A 21729-nucleotide genomic window follows, 5' to 3' on the forward strand; every position below is an offset into this window, starting at 1 on the left:
TGGATGTGGGAGAGAAGTTTCGTTCTGTCTGGAAGATTGCATTGACAGGTTCACGTCCTGCTCCAATCATCGGACGTCATGACCGAACTTCCCAGGCGCCATGTACTCGGAATGACGGCAGGGGCGGCAGTCGGCGCCGCCCTGCTCACCCCCGCCACCGCCGAAGCGGCCCCGCGAACCGGGACCGCGCCCGAGACCCCGCACGGCGGTGACTGGGGAACCGTGCCCCCGGCCGTCCCCGTCCCCCTCGACGACTGGTTCGACAACGACGGCATCGACACCGCCGAAGCCCGCGGCGGCAGCTTCGACGGCTCCGGCTACACCTTCCCCGGCGAGGAACTCCCGGCAGGAGAGCGGGAGATAGCCGGCACCACCTTCCGCTTCCCGGCCGCCGGCGCGGGGGCGAAGAACAACATCGTCGCTCTCGGCCAGCGCATCGGCCTCCCACCGGGCCGCTACCTGTCCGGCCTCCTCCTCACCGCGTGCAGCTACGGAGCCGCGTCCGGCAGGGCCACGGTGCACTACGCCGACGGCACCACGTCGGCCCCGGCTCTCGCCGGACCCGACTGGTACTCCGGCAGCGGCGACCTGACCTCCGCCTACCGCTACGCCCCCGACGGGACGAAGGACCCGCACCCGGTCTCCATCGCCGTGTCCGAGATCCCGCTCGACCCGACGAGGGAGGCCGTCGCGCTGACGCTTCCCACCACCCAGCCCGCCGAGGCCGACAAGTCGGCCCTGCACATCTTCGCGCTCTCCCTGCAACCGGCGGCCGAGGGGCGGGCCCTGGCCGTACGCGACGCCCGCTCCACCACCTCGCTGCTGGACCACGGGGCCCAGAGCGTCGAGGCCACCGTCGTCAACGCGGGCACGGTGGGCATCCTCGCCGCCGACGGCCTCACCCTCTCGGTGGACGTGCCCGGGGCGCGTACCGTCGCACCCGCCCGTGTCACCCGCCTCGCCCCCGGCGACCAGGCCCGCGTCCGCATCGGCATCCGCAACAGACCGGGCACCTCGCCCGGCACCGCGCGCGACGGCAGCGTGGTCGCACGCGGCCGGGGGCAGCAGGCGGCGACGGTCCGGCGCTCGCTCACCCTCGGGGTCCCCGACTACACCCCCACGGACGCGTCCCTCTCCACCCATCAGGCGCCGTACTGGTTCCAGGACGCGAAGTTCGGGATCTTCATCCACTGGGGCATCTACTCGGTCCCGGCCTGGGCACCGGTCGGCACGCAGTACGCCGAGTGGTACTGGAACCAGATGCAGGACCCGGCCAACCCCACCTACGCCCATCACCGCGACACCTACGGGGAGTCCTTCGCCTACGACGACTTCATCCCGCAGTTCCGCGCGGAGCGCTTCGACCCCCGCGCCTGGGTGGAGCTGTTCCGGGACGCCGGCGCGCAATACCACGTCCTCACCTCGAAACACCACGAGGGCTTCGCGCTCTGGGACACCAAACTCTCCGACCGCAACTCGGTGAAGATGGGTCCCAAGCGCGATGTGATCAGGGAACTCTTCGACGCCTCACGGCGCTACGCCCCCGAACTCCACCGCGGGCTGTACTTCTCCATGCCCGAGTGGTTCAACCCGGACCACCCGTGGATGGGCCACGCCCCGCGCAACCCGTACACCCTGGAGCCCGTCCCGTACACCGGCCACACGGCGGGCAAGGACTACATCACCGAGTTCCAGGGCCCGCAGATGCTGGAGCTGATCGAGGGGTACGATCCGGAGATCGTCTGGTGCGACATCGGCGGCGACAACGACAGCCACCGGGTCCTCGCCGAGTACTTCAACCACGCCAAGAACCGGGCCCGCCCGGTCGACGTCACCGTCAACGACCGCTCGGGGATCGGGTCGCACGACTTCACGACGCCCGAGTACACGACGTACGACCAGGTCGTCACCGCGAAGTGGGAGTCCAGCCGGGGCCTCGACCCCTACAGCTACGGCTACAACGCGCAGACCCCGGACGAGAAGTACATGACGGCCGAGGAGATCGTGCACTCGCTCGTCGACATCGTCTCCAAGAACGGCAACTTCCTGCTCGACATCGGACCGAAGGCCGACGGCACGATCCCCGGCATCATGCAGCGCAGGCTGCGCGAGACGGGGCAGTGGCTGAAGACCAACGGAGAGGCGATCTACGACACCACGTACTGGTCGCGGATGCCGCAGCTGGGCGAGGACCTGCGGTTCACCGTCCGGCCGGACAAGGCGTTCTACATCCACTCGCTGGCCCGGCCCGGCGCGACCCTCACGGTCGAGGCACCCGTGCCGGTCCGCGGCGGCGACCGGATCACGCTGCTCGGGTACGACCGGCCGCTGCGCTGGCGCACCACGGGCGACTCGCTGGTGATCGACGTACCGGCGGCGGCCCGCAGGACCGGCGAGCACGCCTGGGTGTTCAAGATCGCCTGGTCGGGCTGACCGGGGAGGGCCCCGGCGGCACCGGGCGCATGAAGTCCCGTACGTAGGCGCGGTGCCACCAGCACCCGGTGGCCCGCAGTTCGCGCCAGGTCGTGTACCGGTAGCGGTACACCCTGGCGCGGACGTGCGCCGGCGGAACATCAGGGAACGGGTTGTGCCGCAGCAGCCGCAGGGTGTCCCGGTCGTTCTCGAGCAGCCGCTCCACGAACGGGCCGAACCAGGGGCGGGCATAGGCGGGCGAGAGCGCGGCGAACCACATCATCCAGTCGAGCCGCAGGTGGTACGGGGCGAACTGGCGCGGCAGCCGCCGCGGATCGCCCGGCTTCCCGCGGAAGCCGTACTCCCGCCAGACCGTGCCCGGGTGCACGACCCGTTCGTCCGTGCCCTCGACCACCACCTCCAGCCGGACCCGGCTGATGCTGCCGAAGGCGCCGTACGTGTTGACCAGGTGCAGTGGGTCGAAGGAGCGGTTCATCACCTGGCGGCGCGAGACCAGATTGCGGGCGGGGCGGTAGCTGAGTGCCAGGACCAGCGCGGCGACGGCGATGACCACCACCTCGTACCAGAGGGGCGCGGCGGACTGCGCGGGCGGCTCGACGACGGGGGACCAGTCGACGGCCGACAGGGCGAGCGCGATCGTCAGCCAGTTGAGCCACGCGAAGTTCCCCGACAGCACCAGCCACAACTGGGTGAGGACCATCAGCCCCGCGGCCGCGCTCGCCACGGGCTGCGGGGTGAAGAGCAGCACCGGGACCAGGAGTTGGGTCACGTGGTTGGCCGCCACCTCGGCCCGGTGCAGGGGCCGGGGCAGCTGGTGGAAGAACCAGCTCAGCGGGCCGGGCATGGGCTGGGTCTCGTGGTGGAAGTACAGACACGTCAGCCTGCGCCAGCACGCGTCACCGCGGATCTTGATCATCCCGGCCCCGAACTCCACCCGGAACAGCACCCAGCGCAGCAGCCACAGCACCAGTACCGGCGGGGCGGTGCCCGCGTTGCCGAGGAAGACGGCGAGGAAGCCGGTCTCCAGCAGCAGCGACTCCCAGCCGAAGCCGTACCAGGTGTCGCCGACCTGGACGATCGACAGGTACAGCGCCCAGGGCAGCGCCCACAGCAGCATCGCCGCCCACAGCGGCAGGTAGCTGTCCGCACCGGCGATCAGCGCGACGGAGAGCGCACAGCCGGTCCAGGCGACCACGGCGAAGAAGCGGTCGGAGTAGTGGAGGCGGAAGAGCCCGGGGGCGCTGCGCCAGTCCGTGCGCCGCAGGAGTTCCGGAACGGGCAGCATGCCGCGTTCACCGATCAGCGCCCGGAACTGGAGCGCGGCGGTGAGGAAGGCGGTCAGATAGATGACGGCCAGCACCCGCTGAAAGATCAGCCGGCTGAGCCAGTACCCGTCTGCGGTGAACCACTCCATCGCCCCCAGTATCGGCCCCGCGGCGCCGCCCGGCGCTTCAGTTCCGCTTCCGGCGCGCCTCCGTGACGATCCGGCGCAGGCTCCTGCCGAGCCTGCGGGCGTACCAGAGCTGGGCCACCGGTACGAGCGGACCGGCGAGCCTGGCGTACCAGCGGGCGGGCCGGCTGAACGCCATGACGGTGAACGACACCGTTCCGTCGTCCGCCAGGTCGACCACGAAGGACTCCTCGCCGCACTCGGGATGCCGGGTCAGTGTTCCGTAGGCGAATCCGATGCGCTGCGGCCCGTACTCGGTCCAGATGACCCGGCAGGGCGCGGTGAACCGGAACGGACCGACCCCCAGCTTCACCTGAACGGCCGTGCCGGGCTCGGCGCGTGGCGCCGACGCAGTGACGCGGGCCCCGGCGACACGGTGCATGCGGAATGCGGTGACCGCGGCGCCGGCGGCCTCGAAGTCCGCGCGGCCGTGGCCGATCCGGTCGCGGTGGTGCAGGTGGTGGTAGCCGTCGGGGAGCGGGCCGAGACGGGTGGCGCCCACGTCCGGATAGGTCAGGGTGCTCATGCGGTGCGTCCTTCGTGGTCGTCGCGGTCGCGGAGGCGCTTCCAGGCGAGCACCGAGCAGAGCGCGAAGCCCAGCGCGTTGCCGACGCCGTGGGTGGCGGCCATCCAGGTCAGGGTGGGGTGGGGCAGTCCGGTCGCCTCGCCCAGCGCCCAGCTCAGCGCCAGGGCCATGGTCACGGCGAGCACGGCGGCGGAGGCGGCGAGCAGCAGCCGGGTGGCCCGGTCGCGGCCGGCCGGCCGGACCGTCCTCCAGGTCAGCAGTGCGACGGTCCACATCCCAGCCGTCAGCACGACCGCCCCGGCCAGCTCGGTCCGGTCACCGACGAAATAGCCGATCAGGACGAGCAGGGTGCCCAGCGGCACACTCAGCGCCGCGAACCTTCCCGCCGCGCTGTCGACCAGCCGGCAGACCAGTCCGGAGACCAGGGCGGCGGCGAATCCGGCGAAGTGGAAGTGCGGCACGGTCAGCGCCAGGATGCCGGGGCCGAAGCCGAACAGCGAATGCCCCGAGCGCTCGGCGACCAGCGCGGTCGCGGCGATCGAGGGCGTCACCAGCGCGGTGAGCAGCGCGATCTCCGCGGGCGCGGTGCGCGGGGAGCGCAGCGGGCTGGGGCGGCGGGCGAGCCGGGGCAGGGCGTGCAGTGCCAGGAGCGTGGCTCCGAGCGCGTAGCAGAGGGCGAGGGCGGTGGCGGGCAGGCCGCGCGGCAGCCAGAGGGAGACGGCTCCCGGAACGGCGAAGGCCGGCCACAGCCGCCGTATCCGGTCGAGCCCCGGTGCGCCGGCCAGCAGCAGCCCGGCCGGCACGATCACCAGCATGCCGAGCATCACGATCAGACCGACCAGGACCGACATGACCCACCCCCCGTCTTGAACATGTTCAAGCGATGTCGGTGCCGACTCTAGAGCCTTTCTTGAACACGTTCAAGGTGATGGTGCGGGCGCGGTCCCGCGCGGTGCGCCCCTCCCGCGCCGCCGGCTTGCGGGGGAGGGGCAACTGCGGCAGACATGAGGGGACCACTCGGGACCGGTGAACCGGCAGGAGACCTCTTCGTGCGCTCACCCCTACGCCTGCGCCACGTCGCGGGCGCCACGCTGTCCGCCGGGATCCTGCTCGCCGCGGGCTGCGCGCAGGACGCCCCCGCCGGCGGCAGCGGCACCACGGGGACGGCCGACGTCCAGGAGGTCCTCCCGCAACCGGCCGCGGCGCGCGGACCCGACCCCTTCACCGGCTCGACGGCGAAGCGGTCCGGTGCGGCGCCGGCCCCGTCGCGCACCGGCTCCCCAGAGACCCCGGCCCCCGGCGGCCGGGCCGTCCACCGGCTCACCGGCTCCACCCCGGGCCTCTACGGCGGCGTCCGCTCCACGGCCTCCTGCGATGTCGGGAAGCAGATCCGCTTCCTCGCCGCCGAGCGCGCCAAGGGGAAGGCCTTCGCGCACGCCGTGGGCATCGCCCCGGCCGGGACCGCCGACTTCCTCCTGGGGCTGACCCCGGTCCTGCTGCGCGCCGACACCCGGGTCGCCGATCACGGCTTCAGCGGGGGATCCGCGACCACGTTCCAGTCCGTGCTCCAGGCCGGCACGGCGGTGATGGTCGACCGTCATGGGCTGCCCCGGGTGCGCTGTGCCGGCGGGAACCCACTGACCCCGCCGAACGGTGCCCGCGAGTCGGCCGACCGGGGGGACAAGTGGCCCGGTTACGACCCGGCGCGCGTCGTTGTCGTCGAGCCCACCGCACGCGAGGTCACGGCCCTGGTGATCGTCGACGTCGTGAACAGCGCCTGGATCGAGCGGACAGCGGGGGACGAGGGTGCCAGGGACCGCGCCCCCGAGGTCCCGCCGCCGTACGATCCGGGCACCGACATCACCGGACCGCTGCCCGACGTGCCTCCGGGGGAGCCGACCACCGCGCCCACCGACTGCCCGACACCGGGCGTCCCGACACAGCCCGGTGAGGAGGCCGCCGTGACCGAGAGCCCCTCCGATGATCCGCCGGACACCCCTGACGGCGGTTCGGCGGCGCCCCCGAACTGCCCCACGGACCTGCCCTCGGGCGGCGCCACCGACGAGCCGCCGGGGTTCCCGCCCGACGAACCGACCGGTACCCCCGCGGAGCCGGAGGATCCTCCCGGGGATTTGGTGCCGTCCATGACGGAGGAGCCGCAGACCGCCATCGAACTGCCGCGCCCGGACGGCACCGGAGGCTCTCCCGAGTCCGTCACCGGGTGAGCCCGGCGGCGGTTGGACGGCGGGGCGGGCGCCCGGCCCCGTGATGCGGAGGGGGCGTCGGCGCCACCGCGCGTATGGTCCAGACCTATTGACGGAAGGTCTGGACCACTTTAGCGTGTGCCGCGTTGTGGCGGCCGCGGTGCCAGGAGCTCTGGCTTGTCAGGATCATGGCATTTTCGGCTTCTCTGGTCTCCACCCCACGAAGGGAACCGGGCATGTTCGGTCGGACATCACGTCTGCTGGGGGTCGGCATCGCGGCGGCCTGTGTCGTACAGATGCTGGTCGCGGCGACGCCGAGCTCCGCGCAGGATGACACCTGCGCGGTCAAGTCGAGGCCTGCGGGCAAGGTGCTCCAGGGCTACTGGGAGAACTGGGACGGCGCGTCCAACGGGGTGCATCCGCCACTGGGCTGGATCCCCGTCACGGACAGCCGCATCACCCAGCACGGCTACAACGTGATCAACGCGGCCTTCCCGGTGATCCTCTCCGACGGCACCGTCCTGTGGGAGGACGGGATGGACTCGACCGTCAAGGTCCCGACCCCGGCCGAGATGTGCCAGGCGAAGGCGTCCGGGCTCACCACCCTGATGTCCATCGGCGGCGCGGCGGCCGGTATCGACCTCAGCTCCAGCGCGGTGGCCGACCGGTTCGTCGACACGGTGGTGCCGATCCTCAAGAAGTACAACTTCGACGGCATCGACATCGACATCGAGACCGGCCTGAGCGGCAGCGGCAACATCAACCAGCTGTCGGACTCGCAGTCCAACCTGATCCGCATCATCGACGGAGTGCTCGCCCGGATGCCCTCGAACTTCGGCCTGACGATGGCGCCTGAGACGGCCTACGTCACCGGCGGCAGCGTCACGTACGGCTCGATCTGGGGCGCGTACCTGCCCATCGTGAAGAAGTACGCGGACAACGGCCGGCTCTGGTGGCTGAACATGCAGTACTACAACGGCAGCATGTACGGCTGCTCGGGCGACTCGTACTCCGCGGGCACCGTCGAGGGCTTCACCGCGCAGACGGACTGTCTCGACAAGGGACTCGTCATCCAGGGCACCACGGTCAAGGTGCCCTACGACAAGCAGGTCCCGGGACTGCCCGCCCAGCCGGGCGCGGGCGGCGGCTACATGGCGCCGGGACTCGTGTCCCAGGCCTGGAACCACTACGGCGGCAGCCTGAAGGGCCTGATGGACTGGTCGCTGAACTGGGACGGCTCCAAGAACTGGACCTTCGGCGACAACGTCAAGGGCCTCCAGGGGCGCTGACTGTCCCTGACGGCAACGGCCGACGGCCCCGGGAGATCTCCTGCGCGGAGAACTCCCGGGGCCGTCGGCCGTGGTGTCAGTTGGCGGGCTCGGAGGCGTCCAGCATGGCGTCGCGCTCCACGACCTTGACCCGCTCGCGCCCCTGCTCCGCGCCGAGGGCGCGCTCGTGGGCGTCCAGGCGGTACCAGCCCTCGCGGGTGGTGTAGCGGACGCCGCGGTCCCGGAGGAAATCGGTGACGGCCTCCGGCTCTGGCTGCGCCGGAGCGGGCAGCCGGCCGGTGGTGTGGTCCTCCAGCAGGCAGGCGACGGTCTCGTTGGCATCGCCCTTGGTGTGGCCGATCAGGCCGATCGGACCGCGCTTGATCCAGCCGGTGACGTACACCGAGTCCATCGGCTCCTCACCGGCGAGGACCCGTCCGGCGGCGTGCGGAACGGTGCCGGAGGCCACGTCGAAGGGGAGCTTGGGGAGCTCCTGCGAGTAGTAGCCGACCGCGCGGTAGACGCTCTGCACGTCCCAGTCGTTGAAGCGGCCGGTGCCCCGCACGTTGCCGGTGCCGTCCAGCTCGGTGCGCTCGGTGCGCAGGCCGACCACCTTGCCGTCCTCGCCGAGGATCTCGACCGGGGACTCGAAGAAGTGCAGGAAGAGCTTGTGCGGCCGGTCGCCGATGTCGCGGATCGCCCAGTTCTCCAGCGTGGAGGCGACCATGTTGGCCTGCTTGTTCCCGCGCCGGATCTCGATCGAGCCCTGGTCGTAGTCGATGTCCTCGGGGTTGACGATGACCTCGATGTTCGGCGAGTGGTCCAGCTCGCGGAGTTCCATCGGGCTGAACTTGGCCTGGGCGGGACCGCGGCGCCCGAAGACGTGCACCTCCAGCGCCTTGTTGGCCTTGAGGCCCTCGTGGACATTGGCGGGGATCTCCGTCGGCAGCAGTTCGTCGCCGGTCTTGGCGAGCATGCGGGCCACGTCCAGTGCCACGTTGCCGACGCCCAGGACCGCGACCTTCTCGGCCTCCAGCGGCCAGGTGCGGGCCACGTCCGGGTGGCCGTCGTACCAGGAGACGAAGTCGGCGGCGCCGTGCGAGCCGTCCAGGTCGCTGCCGGGTATGTCCAGGGCCCGGTCCGCGTCGGCGCCGGTGGAGAAGATCACGGCGTCGTAGAAGGCCCGCAGCTCGTCGAGGCCGATGTCGTTCGGGTAGTCGACGTTGCCGAAGAGCCGCAGCTGCGGCTTGTCCAGAACCTTGTGCAGCGCCTGCACGATGCCCTTGATCCGGGGGTGGTCCGGGGCCACGCCGTAACGGATCAGGCCGAAGGGGGCGGGCATCCGCTCGAACAGGTCGATGGACACGCCCGGGTCGGAGGCGGCCTCGGATTTGAGCAGCGCGTCCGCTGCGTAGATTCCGGCGGGACCGGCTCCGACGATGGCTACGCGGACGGGGCGTGTCATGGAGGGCTGTTCCTTAGGACGGGCGAACAAGGACAGGGCGGGCCTTGGTAAGGCTTGACTTAGTTCGCCCTCCGCACACGTTAGCCGCTGCCTCCGTCCGGTTTCGGGGCGGGTCGGCGTTCTGCGGGGGTATCAGGGCCTCCCCGCCGGGACTCCTTCCGCTGATCCCTTGGAATGCGGCGCCTCCCACCGGGCCGCGAAGTGTGTTCCATCGCACGTTCACCTGATGGACGGCTCACTCGAAGAATCGGACAAATGGTGACAGAGTGACCCACATGGATGATCGGGTAGCGGGTGCCCTGTCACTCCCGGACGACTGGCCCGCCCACCCGGACCTCAGTCTCGCCCTGAACCGTATGGGCAGCTTCGACTGGGATCTCGACAGCGGCTTCATGCACATGGACCAGCCCGCCCTCGACGTGTTCGACCTGCGGGCCGACGAGTACGACAACCGGCCGGCGACGCTCGCGACGCGGGTGCCGCCGGACGAGGGCGTCCGGCTCGACGCCCTCGTCGCGCAGGCGCTCAAGAGCGGGCGGGGAAACTACGGGGTGTACTTCCGCTCCCTGCGCCGCGACGGAAGCCTGCGCTGGACCCACACCCAGGGCTTCGTCCGGCGCGACGAGACCGGGCGCCCCCGCAGGATCATCGGCATCGTCCGGGACGCCACCCAGGAGCTGGCCGACTCCACCGCCCGCCGCGAGGTGGACGAGGAGCGCCGGCGCCGGACCAGTCTGGTGGAGGGCACCACGGCCGCGCTGGCCCACGCCCGTACCGTCAGGGACGTCACGGACGTGCTCAAGAACTCCCAGGGGCTGGCGCACCTGGGGGCGACGAGCCTGGTCATGGGGCTGATAGAGGCCGGCCGCATCCATCTGGTGGCGGACGGGCCGGAGGGCTCCTTCGTGCCGGGCACCCGCTACACCCGGACGGACGAGCCGTACCCGATGAGCGAGGTCGTCCGCACGCTCACCCCGCGCTTCATCGAGTCCGCCGAGGACTTCGCCACCTCGTACCCGATCCTGTGGCCCCACATCAGCCATCTCGGCATCACCTCGGCGGCCTATCTGCCGCTGATCGCCCAGGCCCGCCCCATCGGCGCGCTCGGGCTGCTCTACAGCGACAAGGACGGGTTCACCGGCGACGAACGCAATCTGCTGGTCGCCCTCGGCAGCTCCATCGCCCAGAGCCTCCAGCGCGCCATGCTCTACGAGCAGGAGCACGACCTCGCCGAGGGGCTCCAGCAGGCCATGCTGCCGCGCCGGATTCCCGAGGTGCCGGGCGCGCAGATCGCCGTCCGCTACCGCCCGGCCCGGATGGGCCGGGACATCGGCGGCGACTGGTACGACATCATCCCGCTGCCCAACGGCCGGGTGGGCGCCGTCATCGGTGACGTGCAGGGGCACGACATCCACGCGGCAGCCGTCATGGGCCAGCTGCGCATCGTGCTGCGGGCCTACGCGGCCGAGGGGCACAGCCCCGCGACGGTGATGGCGCGTGCCTCGGTCTTCCTGCACGAGCTCGACACCGACCGCTTCGCCACCTGCACCTACGCCGAGGCCGACCTGACCACCGGAGTCGTGCAACTGGTCCGGGCCGGCCATGTGGACCCGCTGGTGCGGGAGGTCGACGGGAGCTGCCGCAAGGTGCCGGTCGACGGCGGGCTGCCGCTCGGGCTCTCCGCCGAGTTCGGGCGGCTGGAGTACCCGGTCAGCACGGTCGAGCTGGATCCCGGCCAGACCGTGGTGCTGTTCACCGACGGCCTGGTGGAGCTGCCCGGCGCGGACCTCGACGAGGGGATGCAGCTGCTGACCGACATGGTCAGGAACGGCCCGCAGGATCTCCAGCGACTGGCCGACCGGCTCTGCGAATCGGTCGACCGGCGCGGCGGCGAGGACGATGTCGCCGTGCTCCTGCTGCGGCGCAAGGTCACCCACGCCCCGCAGCCCGGCGGCCGGCTCCAGCAGCACGTCGCGCAGAACGACCCCGAGGCACTGAGCTCGGCGCGCCACATGATCCGTGCGGCGGTGCGGGCCTGGGGTGCGAAGGACCGGGCCGACGAGGTCGAGCTGGCCGCCGACGAGCTGACCACCAACGCGCTGATGCACACCGACGGCGGAGCGATCGTCACCATCCGGGTGCTCACCGGGGCGGGGCGGCGGCTCCGGGTCGATGTCGAGGACCGGTCGAGTGCGCTGCCCCGCCGCCGGGACGCGGGTGAATCCGGGGTGTCGGGCCGCGGGTTGCTGCTCGTGGATCAGCTGGCGGACGCCTGGGGCGTCGAGTCCCGGGGGACCGGCAAGTGCGTCTGGTGCGAATTCAGCATTCCGCCACGCGACTGAGTCACCGAACGGCCGCTGTTGAACGACGGCAATGAGCGCTGTCAGAAAGTAACAGTAAGTAACATGAACGTACTTGACCGTAACTGACCGAGAGAGATTGACTGCGATTCTGTCAGTCTTTGTCTTCGATGACATGAGGACCCGTTGGGTACTGAGCTACTGGCACCTCTCGATCTGGCCTTCTGGCACCTCGAGTCCGATGCCCACCCCATGCACCTCGGTGCGCTGGCCGTCTTCTCCCCGGACGGGGGCCGGTCTCCCGGCCCGGACGCCCTGCTGGAGCTGCTCGGTACCCGGGCCGCCGCGATCCCCCGGCTGCGGATGCGGGTCAGGGACGTGCTGCTGCCGGTCGGCGGCGCGGCCTGGTCGGTGGACAAGGACTTCGACGTCCACCGGCACGTCAGGCGGGTGGAGCTGCCAGGGGCGCAGACGCGCGACGAGGGCGCGTTCATGGCGGCGGCCACCGGGCTCGCCGGTGAGCTGATGGAGCAGCCGTTGCGAAGGGGGCTGCCGCCCTGGCAGATGTACGTCATCGGCGGCGCCGCCGACGGCCCCTTCGCCGTCCTGGTCAAGCTCCACCACGCGCTCGCCGACGGGATGCGCGCCGTCGCCATCGGGGCCGGGATCTTCGACGAGATCGCCTCCTTCGCGGGCCGCGGGCGGGCCGGACCAGCGGCAGGGCGGGCCGGGCCGGTGCCGCCGCGCTCCTGGATGCCCGGCCCGCGCCAGGTCGCCGGTCTCGCGCTCGGGCGGATCGAGGACCTCGGCCGGGCCTTCGGTGTCGGTGCCTCGCTGGTACGGGCCAGCCGCCTCGATCTGCGCGGCGCGACGGCGCTCAGTGCCCACTCCAGCGGCACCCGGCGGCTGGCCACCGCCGATCTGGACCTCGATGCCGTGCAGCGCATCCGCCGGGCCGCGGGCGGCACGGCCAACGACGTCCTGCTCGCCGTCGTCGCCGGAGCACTTCGCCGCTGGATGCTGGAGCGCGGCGAGCCGCTGCCCGGCGCCGATCCGCGCGCCCTGGTCCCCGTCTCCCGGCGCCGCCCGGGAGGCGCCGCCACCGGAAACCGGCTGTCCGCCTACCTGCTCGGCCTCCCCGTCTCCGAACCCGACCCCTGGGAACGGCTGCGCGCGGTACGCGGCGCCATGGACCGCAACAAGTCCGCCGGGCCGCTGCGGGGGGCCGGCGCGGTCGCCGTACTCGCCGATCAACTCCCTTCGCTGGCCCATCGCTTCGGCGCCCCGCTCGCCGGGAGCGCGGCCAGGATGCTCTTCGACGTCCTGGTCACCAGCGTGCCGCTGCCGCGCTCGGCGCTCTCGCTCGGCGGCTGTCCGCTCCGCGCGCTGTACCCGATGGCGCCGCTGGCCCGCGGTCAGTCGCTGGCCGTGGCGCTCACGACGTACGGCGGCAAGGTGCAGGTCGGGCTGGTGGCCGACGGCAAGGCGCTGCCCGATCTGGAACGGCTGGGGCGCTGCGCGGAGGACGAGGTGGCGGAGCTGCTCGCACTGCTGCCCGCCCCCTGACCGGCTCGGTTCGGGATTCGGCTGCCGGACCCAGGCGGAGACGCCATAGATCGGACAGATTCCCGAGCAATTACCGTAGTTGATGACCGTCGAAGTGTTGACGCGCCCAAGTGATCCGATGAATATGTGCTGAGTGCACCAAGCGATCATCGGGGAGGGCGGCAGAAGCATGCGGCACAACAGGCTGGGAAACAGTGCGGTCGAGGTGACCGAGCTGTCCTTCGGGGCGGCGGCCATCGGCAATCTCTTCAGCGCCGTCGAACCGGCGCAGGCCGCCGCCGCCGTCGACGCAGCCTGGGACGAGGGCATCCGCTACTTCGACACCGCCCCGCACTACGGGCTGGGCCTCTCGGAGCGACGGCTCGGCGAGGCGCTCCGCGCCCGGCCCCGCGACTCGTACGCACTGTCCACCAAGGTCGGCCGGGTCCTCGACCCGCTGCCCGACGGCGGCCCCGCGACGTACGAAGGGCTCTCCGAGGGCTTCGCCGTGCGGGCCACCCACCGCCGCCGCTGGGACTTCAGCGCCGCCGGCATCCGTCGCAGCATCGAGGACAGCCTGGAACGGCTCGGCCTGGACCGCATCGACATCGCCTATCTGCACGACCCGGACGACCATGCGGAAGCCGCCTTCCACGAGGCCTATCCGGAACTGGAGAAGCTGCGTGCGGAGGGCATGGTCGGAGCCATCGGGGCCGGCATGAACCAGACCGCGATGCTCACCCGCTTCGTCCGCGACACCGACGTCGACGTGGTGCTCTGCGCCGGCCGTCACACGCTCCTCGACCAGTCCGCCCTGACCGATCTGCTGCCCGCCGCCGAGGCCCGCGGCCGCAGCGTCGTCGTCGGCGGGGTCTTCAACTCCGGCCTCCTCGCCGACCCGCGCCCCGGCGCGACGTACGACTACGCCGCCGCGCCCCTGAACCTCCTGGACCGGGCCCTGCGGCTGAAGGCCGTCACCGAGGGCCACGGCGTCCCGCTGCGTGCCGCCGCACTGCACTACCCGCTCACCCACCCCGCCGTCGCCGGCGTCCTCGTCGGCACCCGCTCCCCGGAAGAGGTGCGTGACGCCGCCACGCTGCTGCGCAAGCCGGTCCCCGACGACCTCTGGGACGAGCTGCGCGACGAGGGACTGCTGACCGAGAACGGAAACTGACATGCGTATCGCCCTGCACACCAAGGTCCGCGCGGACCGCATAGCGCAGTACGAGGCCGCGCACCGCGAGGTCCCGGCCGAGCTGACCCGTGCGATCCGCGCGGCGGGCGCCACCTCCTGGACGATCTGGCGCAGCGGAACCGAGCTGTTCCACGTCATCGAGTGCGACGACTACGCCAAGCTCCTCGCCGAACTGGAGGAACTCCCCGTCAACGTCGCCTGGCAGGCCAGGATGGACGAGCTCCTCGACGTCGCGCACGACTACTCCGCGGACGGCGCCGAAGCGGGGCTCCCCGTCGCGTGGGAGCTGTGAGATGACCGGCGGCCCGCGGATCGTCGACGCCCACCACCACGTCTGGGACCTCGCGGTGCGCGACCAGGATTGGATCACCGGCGAGGAACTGGCGCCCCTGCGCCGCGACTTCACCCTCGCGGACCTGGAGCCGGAGGCCCGTTCCAACGGCGTGTGCGCCACCGTGCTCGTGCAGACCGTCACCGTCGCGGAGGAGACCCCCGAGTTCCTCGCACTCGCCGACGGCAGCGACCTGGTCGCCGGCGTCGTGGGCTGGAGCGATCTCACCGCGCCGGACATCGCCGACGCCCTGGCCGCCCTTCGCGAGCTCCCCGGCGGCGACCGGCTCGTCTCGCTGCGCCACCAGGTCCAGGGCGAACCCGACCCCGAATGGCTGCTGCGCGCCGACGTCCTGCGCGGCCTGGCCGCGGTGGCCGACGCCGGGCTCGTCTACGACCTGATCGTCCAGCCGCACCAGCTGCCCGCCGCCGTCAGGGCCGCGGAACTGCTGCCGGGCCTCACCTTCGTGCTCGACCACGCGGGCAAACCGCCGGTCGCCACCGGAGAACTGCGGCCCTGGGCCGACGACCTGCGGGCACTCGCCGCCCTCCCCAACACCGTGTGCAAACTCTCCGGCCTGGTCACAGAGGCCGATGTGCACGCGTGGACCGTCGCCGGTCTGCGCCCTTACGCCGACACCGTCATCGACGCCTTCGGACCGTCCCGGCTGATGTTCGGCTCGGACTGGCCGGTGTGCCGGCTCGCCGCCACGTACACCGAGGTCGTCGAGGCCGCCCGCGCCCTCGTCGACGGCCTCGGACCCGCCGGACGGGACGCTGTCCTCGCCACCACCGCCGAGCGCGTGTACGGCCTCCGGTAGGCACCGCGGCGACGACTGCGGCAGGCTGGGAACCATGCCAGAACTGCCGGAAGTCGAAGCCCTGCGGGTCTTCCTCGACGACCACCTGGTCGGCAGGGAGATCGACCGTGTGACTCCGTTCGCCATCAGCGTCCTGAAGACGTACGACCCGCCGCTCACCGCTCTGGCCGGCGGCACGGTCACCGCTGTCCGGCGGCACGGCAAGTTCCTGGACATCGCCGTCGGGCCCCTGCACCTGGTCACCCATCTCGCACGGGCCGGCTGGCTCCGGTGGAAGGACGCCTTCCCCGCCACCCCGCCGCGCCCCGGCAAGGGGCCCCTGGCACTGCGCACCGTACTCACCGGCGGCGACGGGTTCGACCTCACCGAGGCCGGCACCACCAAGCGCCTCGCCGTCCACCTCGTCCACGACCCGGCCGAGGTGCCCGGCGTGGCCCGGCTCGGCCCCGACCCGCTGGCCCCCTCCTTCGACCGCGACACGTTCGCCGCGCTGCTCGACGGGGAACGCCGGCAGATCAAGGGGGCGCTGCGCGACCAGTCACTCATCGCGGGCATCGGCAACGCCTACAGCGACGAGATCCTGCACGTCGCGAAGATGTCGCCCTTCAAGCTCACCGCCCACCTCACCGACGACGAGATCACCCGGCTGCACACGGCCCTGCGCACCACGCTGGACGACGCAGTCGCCCGCTCCGCCGGACTCGCGGCCGGAAGGGTCAAGGCCGAGAAACGGAGCGGGATGCGGGTCCACGGACGTACCGGGGAGGCCTGCCCGGTCTGCGGGGACACCGTCCGCGAGGTCTCCTTCAGCGACTCCTCGCTCCAGTACTGCCCGACCTGCCAGACCGGCGGCAAGCCGCTGGCCGACCGCAGGCTCTCCAAACTGCTCAAGTAGCCCGCCCGCGTCTACACTCCGGCCTCATGCTGCGCGTACTCGCCGTCGACGACGAAGAACCCGCCCTGGAGGAGCTCCTGTACCTCCTGCGCGCCGATCCCCGCATCCGCAGCGCCGAAGGAGCCACCGGGGCCACCGAGGCGCTGCGCCGCATCGGCGGCGCCGTCGACGCGGGGCCCGAGGACGCGGCCGCCATCGACGTCGTCTTCCTCGACATCCACATGGCGGGGCTCACCGGGCTCGACGTCGCCCAGCTGCTGGCCGGGTTCGCCGCACCCCCGCTGATCGTCTTCGTCACCGCCCACGAGGACTTCGCCGTGCAGGCCTTCGACCTCAAGGCCGTCGACTACGTCCTGAAACCGGTACGCCGCGAGCGCCTCGCCGAAGCCGTGCGCCGCGTCGCAGAACAGGTCGGCGACCGCTCCGCACCCGTCCACGACACCGCGTACGACCAGATCCCGGTCGAACTGGGCGGCGTCATCCGCTTCATCCCGATCGACGACATCGCCTACGCGGAGGCCCAGGGCGACTACGCCCGGCTGCACACCGCCACCGGCAGCCACCTGGTCCGCGTCCCCCTGACCACCCTGGAGGAACGCTGGCGGACCCGCGGCTTCGTCCGCATCCACCGCCGCCACCTCGTGGCCCTCGGCCGGGTCGACGAACTGCGGCTCGACGCGGGCAGCATGAGCGTGCGCATCGGCACCGCGGAACTCGCCGTCAGCCGTCGCCACACCCGCGCGCTGCGCGATCTGCTGATGCGACAGGGCGGCCGCTGACCAGGGGCAACCCGTGTTCGAATCCCTTCCCACCGGGGTCGGGTGCTGCGTACACTCCGGCCCCATGACCGCAGAGTCGACGCCCCGGCGTGAAGTGGTGACGGGGGAGCCCCGGCGGGTGCGCCCGCTGCCGCGCTACCGGACCCAGTCGGAGATCGACGAACAGACCGCGCTGGGCGGTGCCTACGTGCGTTCGCTGATGCGCAGCCAACTGCGCGCGGGGCTCAGCGCCTTCACCGTGCTCGCCGTCGTCGCCGGAACCCTGCCGCTGGTCTTCGCGGCCCTGCGCAGCGACGCCGTCGTCTGGGCCGTCCTCGGCTTCGCCGCCTACCCGCCGCTCACCCTGATCGCCTGGTGGTACGTGCGCCGGGCCGAGCGCAACGAGCACGACTTCGCCCGGCTCGTGGAAGGCCGCCCCGCACAGTGAGCCGCACGTACGCGGTGGTGGCCGTCGCCGCCGTCGTATCCGCCACCGTCCTCGTCGGCGGGTTCGGGCTGCGCATCTCCCGCACCACCTCCGACTTCTACGTCGCCTCGCGCACCGTACGGCCACGCCTCAACGCGGCCGCGATCAGCGGCGAGTACCTCTCCGCCGCCTCCTTCCTCGGCATCGCCGGACTGGTGCTCGTGCACGGGCCCGACATGCTCTGGTACCCGGTGGGCTACACCGCCGGCTATCTGGTGCTGCTGGTCTTCGTCGCCGCGCCGCTGCGCCGCTCGGGCGCGTACACCCTGCCCGACTTCGCCGAGGGACGGCTCGAATCCCGGCAGGTGCGCCGGCTCGTCAGCGTGCTCGTCGTCGGCGCGGGGTGGCTCTACCTCGTGCCGCAGCTCCAGGGCGCCGGGCTCACCCTGAAGATCCTCACCGGGGCGCCCGGCTGGCTCGGCGACGTCCTCGTCGCCTCCGTGGTCGTCCTGGCCGTCGCCGCGGGCGGGATGCGCTCCATCACCTTCGTCCAGGTCTTCCAGTACTGGCTGAAGCTGACCGCGCTCCTCGTCCCGGCCATTTTCCTGGTACTGGCCTGGCAGGGCGACGGACGGCCCCGCGTCACCTTCGACGAGCAGCTGTCCGTCTTCCGCGGCGACCACCCGCTGTACGCCACCTACGGGCTCATCGTCGCCACCTTCCTCGGCACCATGGGTCTGCCGCACGTCGTCGTCCGCTTCTACACCAGTCCCAACGGCCGCGACGCCCGCCGCACCACCGTCGCCGTCCTCGCCCTGATCGGCGTCTTCTACCTGCTGCCGCCCGTCTACGGCGCGCTCGGCCGGCTGTACGCCCCCGAGCTGATACCGGGCGGCGACGCGGACGCCGCCGTGCTGCTGCTGCCCGGCCGGGTCATCGGCGGGCTCGGCGGCGACCTGCTCGGCGCGCTCATCGCGGGCGGCGCCTTCGCCGCGTTCCTGTCCACCGCCTCCGGACTGACCATGGCCGTCGCGGGAGTCATCACCCAGGACGTCCTGCCCTCGCGCGGTGTACGGCACTTCCGGCTCGCCACGGTCCTCGCCATCTCCGTCCCGCTCGCCGGTTCACTGATGGTCAGCCGGGTGCCGGTCGCCGACTCGGTGGGGATGGCGTTCGCGGTGTCGGCGTCCTCCTTCTGTCCGCTGCTGGTCCTCGGCATCTGGTGGCGCCGCCTCACCCCGCCGGGCGCCGTCGCCGGACTCCTCCTCGGCGGCGGCTCCGCGCTGCTCTCCGTCGCCATCACCGTCAGCGGCGCGGTGCGTCCGCCCGGCTGGCCGCACGCCCTGCTCGCCTGGCCCGCCGTCTGGTCGGTGCCCGTCGGCTTCCTCGCCATGATCCTCGTCTCGCTGGCCACACCAGGCCGGATACCGGCCGGCACCAATGCCGCCATGACCCGCTTCCACCTGCCCGAAGCGCTCACCTCGGGAAGGCACCGGTGACCGGGGCCGGATACGCCGTCATCGTGCTCCTGGGCGCCCTGCTGTTCGGCGCGGGCCTGCTGACCGGACGCCGCACCGCCCGCCCCCTCCGCACCAGCGACGTCGGCACCCCCGTGGAGCACGCCACCTTCGAGACCCTGCACACCGCCTCCCTGGCCGCGCCGCCGCTGCGCGCCGGACTCACCGAGGACAGCGCCCGCAAGTCCGCCCGACGGCTGCGCTCACTGCTCGGAACCGACGCCCTGTGCCTGACCGACCGCGAGCGGATCCTGGTCTGGGACGGCGAGGGCGGCCACCACGTCGAACACGTCATGGCACAGGTGGAGGACGTGCTCGCCACCGGCCGCGACACCGCCTTCCGCAGCGGCTGCGACGATCTGGACTGCCCGCTGCGGTGGGCCGTCGCCGTACCGCTCACCGTCGACCACCGGGTCCTCGGAGCCCTGATCGCCTACGCCCCCCGGGAGTCGGCGGTCCTCGCCAGGGCCGCCGGCGAGGTCGCCCGCTGGGTCTGCGTACAACTGGAACTCGCCGAGCTCGACCGCTCGCGCACCCAGCTCATCGAGGCCGAGATCAGGGCCCTGCGCGCACAGATCTCCCCGCACTTCATCTTCAACTCACTGGCCGCCATCGCCTCGTTCGTCCGCACCGACCCCGAACAGGCCCGCGAACTCCTTCTGGAATTCGCTGACTTCACCCGCTACTCGTTCCGCAGCCACGGCGACTTCACCACCCTCGCCGACGAACTGCACTCCATCGACCAGTACCTGGCCCTGGTCCGCGCCCGCTTCGGTGAACGGCTCTCGGTCACCCTCCAGGTCGCCCCCGAGGTACTGCCCGTCGCCCTGCCGTTCCTCTGCCTCCAGCCCCTCGTGGAGAACGCCGTCAAACACGGGCTCGAAGGAGCGATCACCTCCAGCCGCATCACCATCAGTGCCCTGGACGCCGGTTCCGAGGCCGAGGTCGTCATCGAGGACGACGGCATCGGCATGGACCCGGAACGGCTGCGCCACATCCTGCGCGGCGAGGGCGGCAGGTCCACCGGGGTCGGCCTGCTCAACGTGGACGAACGGCTGCGCCAGGTGTACGGGGACGAGTACGGGCTCGTCATCGAGACGGGCATCGGCGCCGGAATGCGGATCACGGTGAGACTGCCGAAATACCGCGCCGGGGTGCACGGTTCCTGAGGCGCCGGGCGGTCCTTCCGTACCCAGTTCCTCAGTACAGGTGGATCGACAGGTGTCCCAGCGGCAGCCCCAGCTGCCAGGCCGGCGTCCACACCTGGGCCGGCGCCCCCTCAGCCTCCGGGTCCCGCGGGCCGTCGGCCGGCTCCCAGGGCAGCGGGCCGATCGCGTCGAGGTCGGCCGCCAGCAGTTCGGTGTCCTCCAGCCACCGCCAGGCCGCCCGTGCCAGCGCGAGGTCCGGGTCCGGGCCGCCCCGCGCCGCCTCCAGCGCGTCGAGCCGCTCGCAGACCCAGCCGCGCCACGGCGGCCCGTACGCCGTCAGCAGCCGCAGTTCGTCCACCCGGGTGGCGGGGAGGGCCTCGGCCACCGCACCGTCGGAGAGGAACACGGTGAGGGCGAGCGCGTCACGCCCCGCCCGGTACTCCAGCGTCGCCGGCTCCATCAGCTCACCGGTCCGCAGCAGTTCGTCGGCGATGTACTCCGCGTACATCCAGGCCATCGGGATCAGCAGGCCGCCGCCACTGGATCCGTCATGACGTTCCTGACGCATCCCGTCTCGCCTCATTCCGTTCTCGGTACGCCCCTACACGCAGCATTGAACCGGGGGAGCGCGCCCCGCGTGGCCAGAAGGACAGGATCCGTCGGACCGGATCCGTCACAGACCTGAGGATGCGATGACCGCCGACCCCGGGGAGGGACCCCACATGAGGCAGCTGCTCGGCGCCTACGTGCTGGACGCGCTCCCGGCACCGGAGGCGCTGGAGGTCTCCCGCCATCTGCAGAGCTGCGACCGCTGCGCCGCCGACTACGTGGCGGTGGCGGAGGCCGCGGCACTGCTCGCGCTGCTCAGCGAGGAGGACCTGCTGGAGTAGCCGGGCAGATTGCGGGACAGCAGACGCAGCGCGTAGTACGAACGTGACTTGACGGTGCCGGCCGGAATCCCGAGCACCTGGGCCGTCTCGCCCACGCTGAGCCCGCGGAAGTAGATCTGCACCAGCACCGCCCGGTGCTCCGGGCTGAGGGTGCGCACCGCCTCGCGCACATCGAGCGCGGCGACAGCGGACTCGGCGGTGTCCTGCTCGCACGGGGCGCCCTCCAGGACCGCGTCACCCACCTCGGCCGGCCGGGCCAGCCGTGACCTGCGGGCGTCGATCGCCAGCCGGCGTCCCACGGTGAACAGCCAGGGCCGCATCGACTCGTACGGGCTGTCGAAGGCCTCCGGGTGCTGCCAGGCCCGCACCAGGGTCTCCTGGAGCAGATCCTCGGCCCGCTGCCGGTCGCCGAAGGTCAGGCCGAGCAGAAAGTGGAACAGCGCGGGGCCGTGCTCACGCTGCAGATCCGCGAGGGCCCGCTCATCGGTCGTCGTCGTGGTCATGGTGAACGCCCTTCCCCGCGGAGGTCCCTGCCGCCTCGCTGCTGACTGGCGTAT

20 protein-coding genes are annotated in these 21729 nt (G+C 71.8%); 14 read left to right on the top strand and 6 right to left on the bottom strand.

The features are described from left to right. The first annotated feature begins 78 nt into the window (after positions 1 to 78). Complete coding sequence (locus ACIQM0_RS31485; RefSeq protein ID WP_401293182.1) at positions 79 to 2433, top strand: alpha-L-fucosidase; 2355 nt, start codon at positions 79 to 81, stop codon at positions 2431 to 2433. Here the strand turns inward: ACIQM0_RS31485 and ACIQM0_RS31490 are convergent. The 3 genes from ACIQM0_RS31490 to ACIQM0_RS31500 are packed head-to-tail and all read right to left on the bottom strand — an operon-like array spanning position 2411 to position 5260. Beyond that, entirely contained in the window at positions 2411 to 3847 is a 1437-nt protein-coding gene (locus ACIQM0_RS31490; RefSeq protein WP_401293185.1) for a lipase maturation factor family protein, read from the bottom strand. The genes ACIQM0_RS31485 and ACIQM0_RS31490 overlap by 23 nt on opposite strands. A gap of 37 nt (positions 3848 to 3884) precedes the next feature. Next, positions 3885 to 4409 (bottom strand): DUF1990 family protein, encoded by a 525-nt coding sequence (locus tag ACIQM0_RS31495; RefSeq protein ID WP_401293187.1) that lies wholly within the window; start codon positions 4407 to 4409, stop codon positions 3885 to 3887. Beyond that, the gene (locus ACIQM0_RS31500; RefSeq protein ID WP_401293190.1) at positions 4406 to 5260 is read right to left on the bottom strand and encodes a YndJ family protein; all 855 of its coding nucleotides are present in this window, start codon (positions 5258 to 5260) and stop codon (positions 4406 to 4408) included. Before ACIQM0_RS31500 ends, ACIQM0_RS31495 begins: the two co-directional genes overlap by 4 nt. A 198-nt stretch (positions 5261 to 5458) precedes the next feature. Between ACIQM0_RS31500 and ACIQM0_RS31505 the strand changes: the two genes are divergently transcribed. Beyond that, a complete protein-coding gene (locus ACIQM0_RS31505; protein WP_401293192.1) occupies positions 5459 to 6634 on the top strand; it encodes a DUF6777 domain-containing protein in 1176 nt (391 codons plus the stop codon). 215 nt (positions 6635 to 6849) lie between these two features. After that, positions 6850 to 7902, top strand: coding sequence for a chitinase (locus ACIQM0_RS31510; protein WP_401293195.1), 1053 nt, complete (start codon positions 6850 to 6852; stop codon positions 7900 to 7902). Between the two features lie 76 nt (positions 7903 to 7978). Here ACIQM0_RS31510 and ACIQM0_RS31515 read toward each other — a convergent pair whose 3' ends face one another. After that, positions 7979 to 9346, bottom strand: a complete 1368-nt coding sequence (locus ACIQM0_RS31515; RefSeq protein ID WP_401293198.1) for an FAD-dependent oxidoreductase — start codon at positions 9344 to 9346, stop codon at positions 7979 to 7981. A gap of 275 nt (positions 9347 to 9621) precedes the next feature. Here ACIQM0_RS31515 and ACIQM0_RS31520 point away from each other — a divergent pair, with 275 nt between their 5' ends. The 10 genes from ACIQM0_RS31520 to ACIQM0_RS31565 all read left to right on the top strand — a co-directional run bounded on the left by ACIQM0_RS31520 (position 9622) and on the right by ACIQM0_RS31565 (position 20303). Beyond that, positions 9622 to 11688: a SpoIIE family protein phosphatase gene (locus ACIQM0_RS31520; protein WP_401293201.1), complete on the top strand. Its 2067-nt coding sequence runs from the start codon at positions 9622 to 9624 to the stop codon at positions 11686 to 11688. 144 nt (positions 11689 to 11832) lie between these two features. Then, entirely contained in the window at positions 11833 to 13212 is a 1380-nt protein-coding gene (locus ACIQM0_RS31525; protein WP_401293204.1) for a wax ester/triacylglycerol synthase family O-acyltransferase, read from the top strand. Positions 13213 to 13381: 169 nt separating this feature from the next. Next, complete coding sequence (locus tag ACIQM0_RS31530; protein ID WP_401293206.1) at positions 13382 to 14365, top strand: aldo/keto reductase; 984 nt, start codon at positions 13382 to 13384, stop codon at positions 14363 to 14365. A gap of 1 nt (position 14366) precedes the next feature. Further along, entirely contained in the window at positions 14367 to 14678 is a 312-nt protein-coding gene (locus ACIQM0_RS31535) for an L-rhamnose mutarotase (RefSeq protein WP_363024660.1), read from the top strand. 1 nt (position 14679) lies between these two features. Continuing rightward, positions 14680 to 15537, top strand: a complete 858-nt coding sequence (locus ACIQM0_RS31540) for an amidohydrolase family protein (RefSeq protein WP_401293209.1) — start codon at positions 14680 to 14682, stop codon at positions 15535 to 15537. 34 nt (positions 15538 to 15571) lie between these two features. Continuing rightward, positions 15572 to 16432 carry an Fpg/Nei family DNA glycosylase gene (locus ACIQM0_RS31545; protein WP_401293212.1) on the top strand — a complete coding sequence of 287 codons (861 nt, stop codon included), beginning with the start codon at positions 15572 to 15574 and terminating at the stop codon, positions 16430 to 16432. A gap of 26 nt (positions 16433 to 16458) precedes the next feature. After that, positions 16459 to 17211, top strand: coding sequence for a LytR/AlgR family response regulator transcription factor (locus tag ACIQM0_RS31550; RefSeq protein ID WP_401293214.1), 753 nt, complete (start codon positions 16459 to 16461; stop codon positions 17209 to 17211). 64 nt (positions 17212 to 17275) lie between these two features. Beyond that, positions 17276 to 17638: a hypothetical protein gene (locus tag ACIQM0_RS31555; RefSeq protein ID WP_401293216.1), complete on the top strand. Its 363-nt coding sequence runs from the start codon at positions 17276 to 17278 to the stop codon at positions 17636 to 17638. Beyond that, on the top strand, positions 17635 to 19116 hold the full coding sequence (locus ACIQM0_RS31560) for a cation acetate symporter (protein ID WP_363024651.1): 1482 nt from the start codon (positions 17635 to 17637) through the stop codon (positions 19114 to 19116). The genes ACIQM0_RS31555 and ACIQM0_RS31560 overlap by 4 nt, the downstream gene beginning before the upstream one ends. Further along, positions 19113 to 20303, top strand: a complete 1191-nt coding sequence (locus tag ACIQM0_RS31565; protein ID WP_401293219.1) for a sensor histidine kinase — start codon at positions 19113 to 19115, stop codon at positions 20301 to 20303. Before ACIQM0_RS31560 ends, ACIQM0_RS31565 begins: the two co-directional genes overlap by 4 nt. Positions 20304 to 20334: 31 nt before the next feature. On the opposite strand, the gene ACIQM0_RS31570 is transcribed toward ACIQM0_RS31565, so the two are convergent. Then, on the bottom strand, positions 20335 to 20850 hold the full coding sequence (locus ACIQM0_RS31570) for a hypothetical protein (protein ID WP_401293221.1): 516 nt from the start codon (positions 20848 to 20850) through the stop codon (positions 20335 to 20337). Positions 20851 to 20974: 124 nt separating this feature from the next. On the opposite strand from ACIQM0_RS31570, the gene ACIQM0_RS31575 reads away from it, so the two are divergent. Continuing rightward, positions 20975 to 21172: a zf-HC2 domain-containing protein gene (locus ACIQM0_RS31575; protein WP_401293223.1), complete on the top strand. Its 198-nt coding sequence runs from the start codon at positions 20975 to 20977 to the stop codon at positions 21170 to 21172. On the opposite strand, the gene ACIQM0_RS31580 is transcribed toward ACIQM0_RS31575, so the two are convergent. Continuing rightward, positions 21106 to 21675: a sigma-70 family RNA polymerase sigma factor gene (locus tag ACIQM0_RS31580; protein ID WP_401293226.1), complete on the bottom strand. Its 570-nt coding sequence runs from the start codon at positions 21673 to 21675 to the stop codon at positions 21106 to 21108. The genes ACIQM0_RS31575 and ACIQM0_RS31580 overlap by 67 nt on opposite strands. Positions 21676 to 21729 lie beyond the last annotated feature (54 nt).

It is taken from the genome of Streptomyces sp. NPDC091387 (assembly GCF_044756945.1).
Lineage (GTDB): Bacteria > Actinomycetota > Actinomycetes > Streptomycetales > Streptomycetaceae > Streptomyces.

Coding starts and splice junctions, on each gene's coding strand:
- ACIQM0_RS31485 (WP_401293182.1), top strand. CDS start 79: ATGACCGAACTTCCCAGGCGCCATGTACTCGGAATGACGGCAGGGGCG.
- ACIQM0_RS31490 (WP_401293185.1), bottom strand. CDS start 3,847: ATGGAGTGGTTCACCGCAGACGGGTACTGGCTCAGCCGGCTGATCTTT.
- ACIQM0_RS31495 (WP_401293187.1), bottom strand. CDS start 4,409: ATGAGCACCCTGACCTATCCGGACGTGGGCGCCACCCGTCTCGGCCCG.
- ACIQM0_RS31500 (WP_401293190.1), bottom strand. CDS start 5,260: ATGTCGGTCCTGGTCGGTCTGATCGTGATGCTCGGCATGCTGGTGATC.
- ACIQM0_RS31510 (WP_401293195.1), top strand. CDS start 6,850: ATGTTCGGTCGGACATCACGTCTGCTGGGGGTCGGCATCGCGGCGGCC.
- ACIQM0_RS31515 (WP_401293198.1), bottom strand. CDS start 9,346: ATGACACGCCCCGTCCGCGTAGCCATCGTCGGAGCCGGTCCCGCCGGA.
- ACIQM0_RS31520 (WP_401293201.1), top strand. CDS start 9,622: ATGGATGATCGGGTAGCGGGTGCCCTGTCACTCCCGGACGACTGGCCC.
- ACIQM0_RS31530 (WP_401293206.1), top strand. CDS start 13,382: ATGCGGCACAACAGGCTGGGAAACAGTGCGGTCGAGGTGACCGAGCTG.
- ACIQM0_RS31535 (WP_363024660.1), top strand. CDS start 14,367: ATGCGTATCGCCCTGCACACCAAGGTCCGCGCGGACCGCATAGCGCAG.
- ACIQM0_RS31540 (WP_401293209.1), top strand. CDS start 14,680: ATGACCGGCGGCCCGCGGATCGTCGACGCCCACCACCACGTCTGGGAC.
- ACIQM0_RS31545 (WP_401293212.1), top strand. CDS start 15,572: ATGCCAGAACTGCCGGAAGTCGAAGCCCTGCGGGTCTTCCTCGACGAC.
- ACIQM0_RS31550 (WP_401293214.1), top strand. CDS start 16,459: ATGCTGCGCGTACTCGCCGTCGACGACGAAGAACCCGCCCTGGAGGAG.
- ACIQM0_RS31555 (WP_401293216.1), top strand. CDS start 17,276: ATGACCGCAGAGTCGACGCCCCGGCGTGAAGTGGTGACGGGGGAGCCC.
- ACIQM0_RS31570 (WP_401293221.1), bottom strand. CDS start 20,850: ATGCGTCAGGAACGTCATGACGGATCCAGTGGCGGCGGCCTGCTGATC.
- ACIQM0_RS31575 (WP_401293223.1), top strand. CDS start 20,975: ATGACCGCCGACCCCGGGGAGGGACCCCACATGAGGCAGCTGCTCGGC.
- ACIQM0_RS31580 (WP_401293226.1), bottom strand. CDS start 21,675: ATGACCACGACGACGACCGATGAGCGGGCCCTCGCGGATCTGCAGCGT.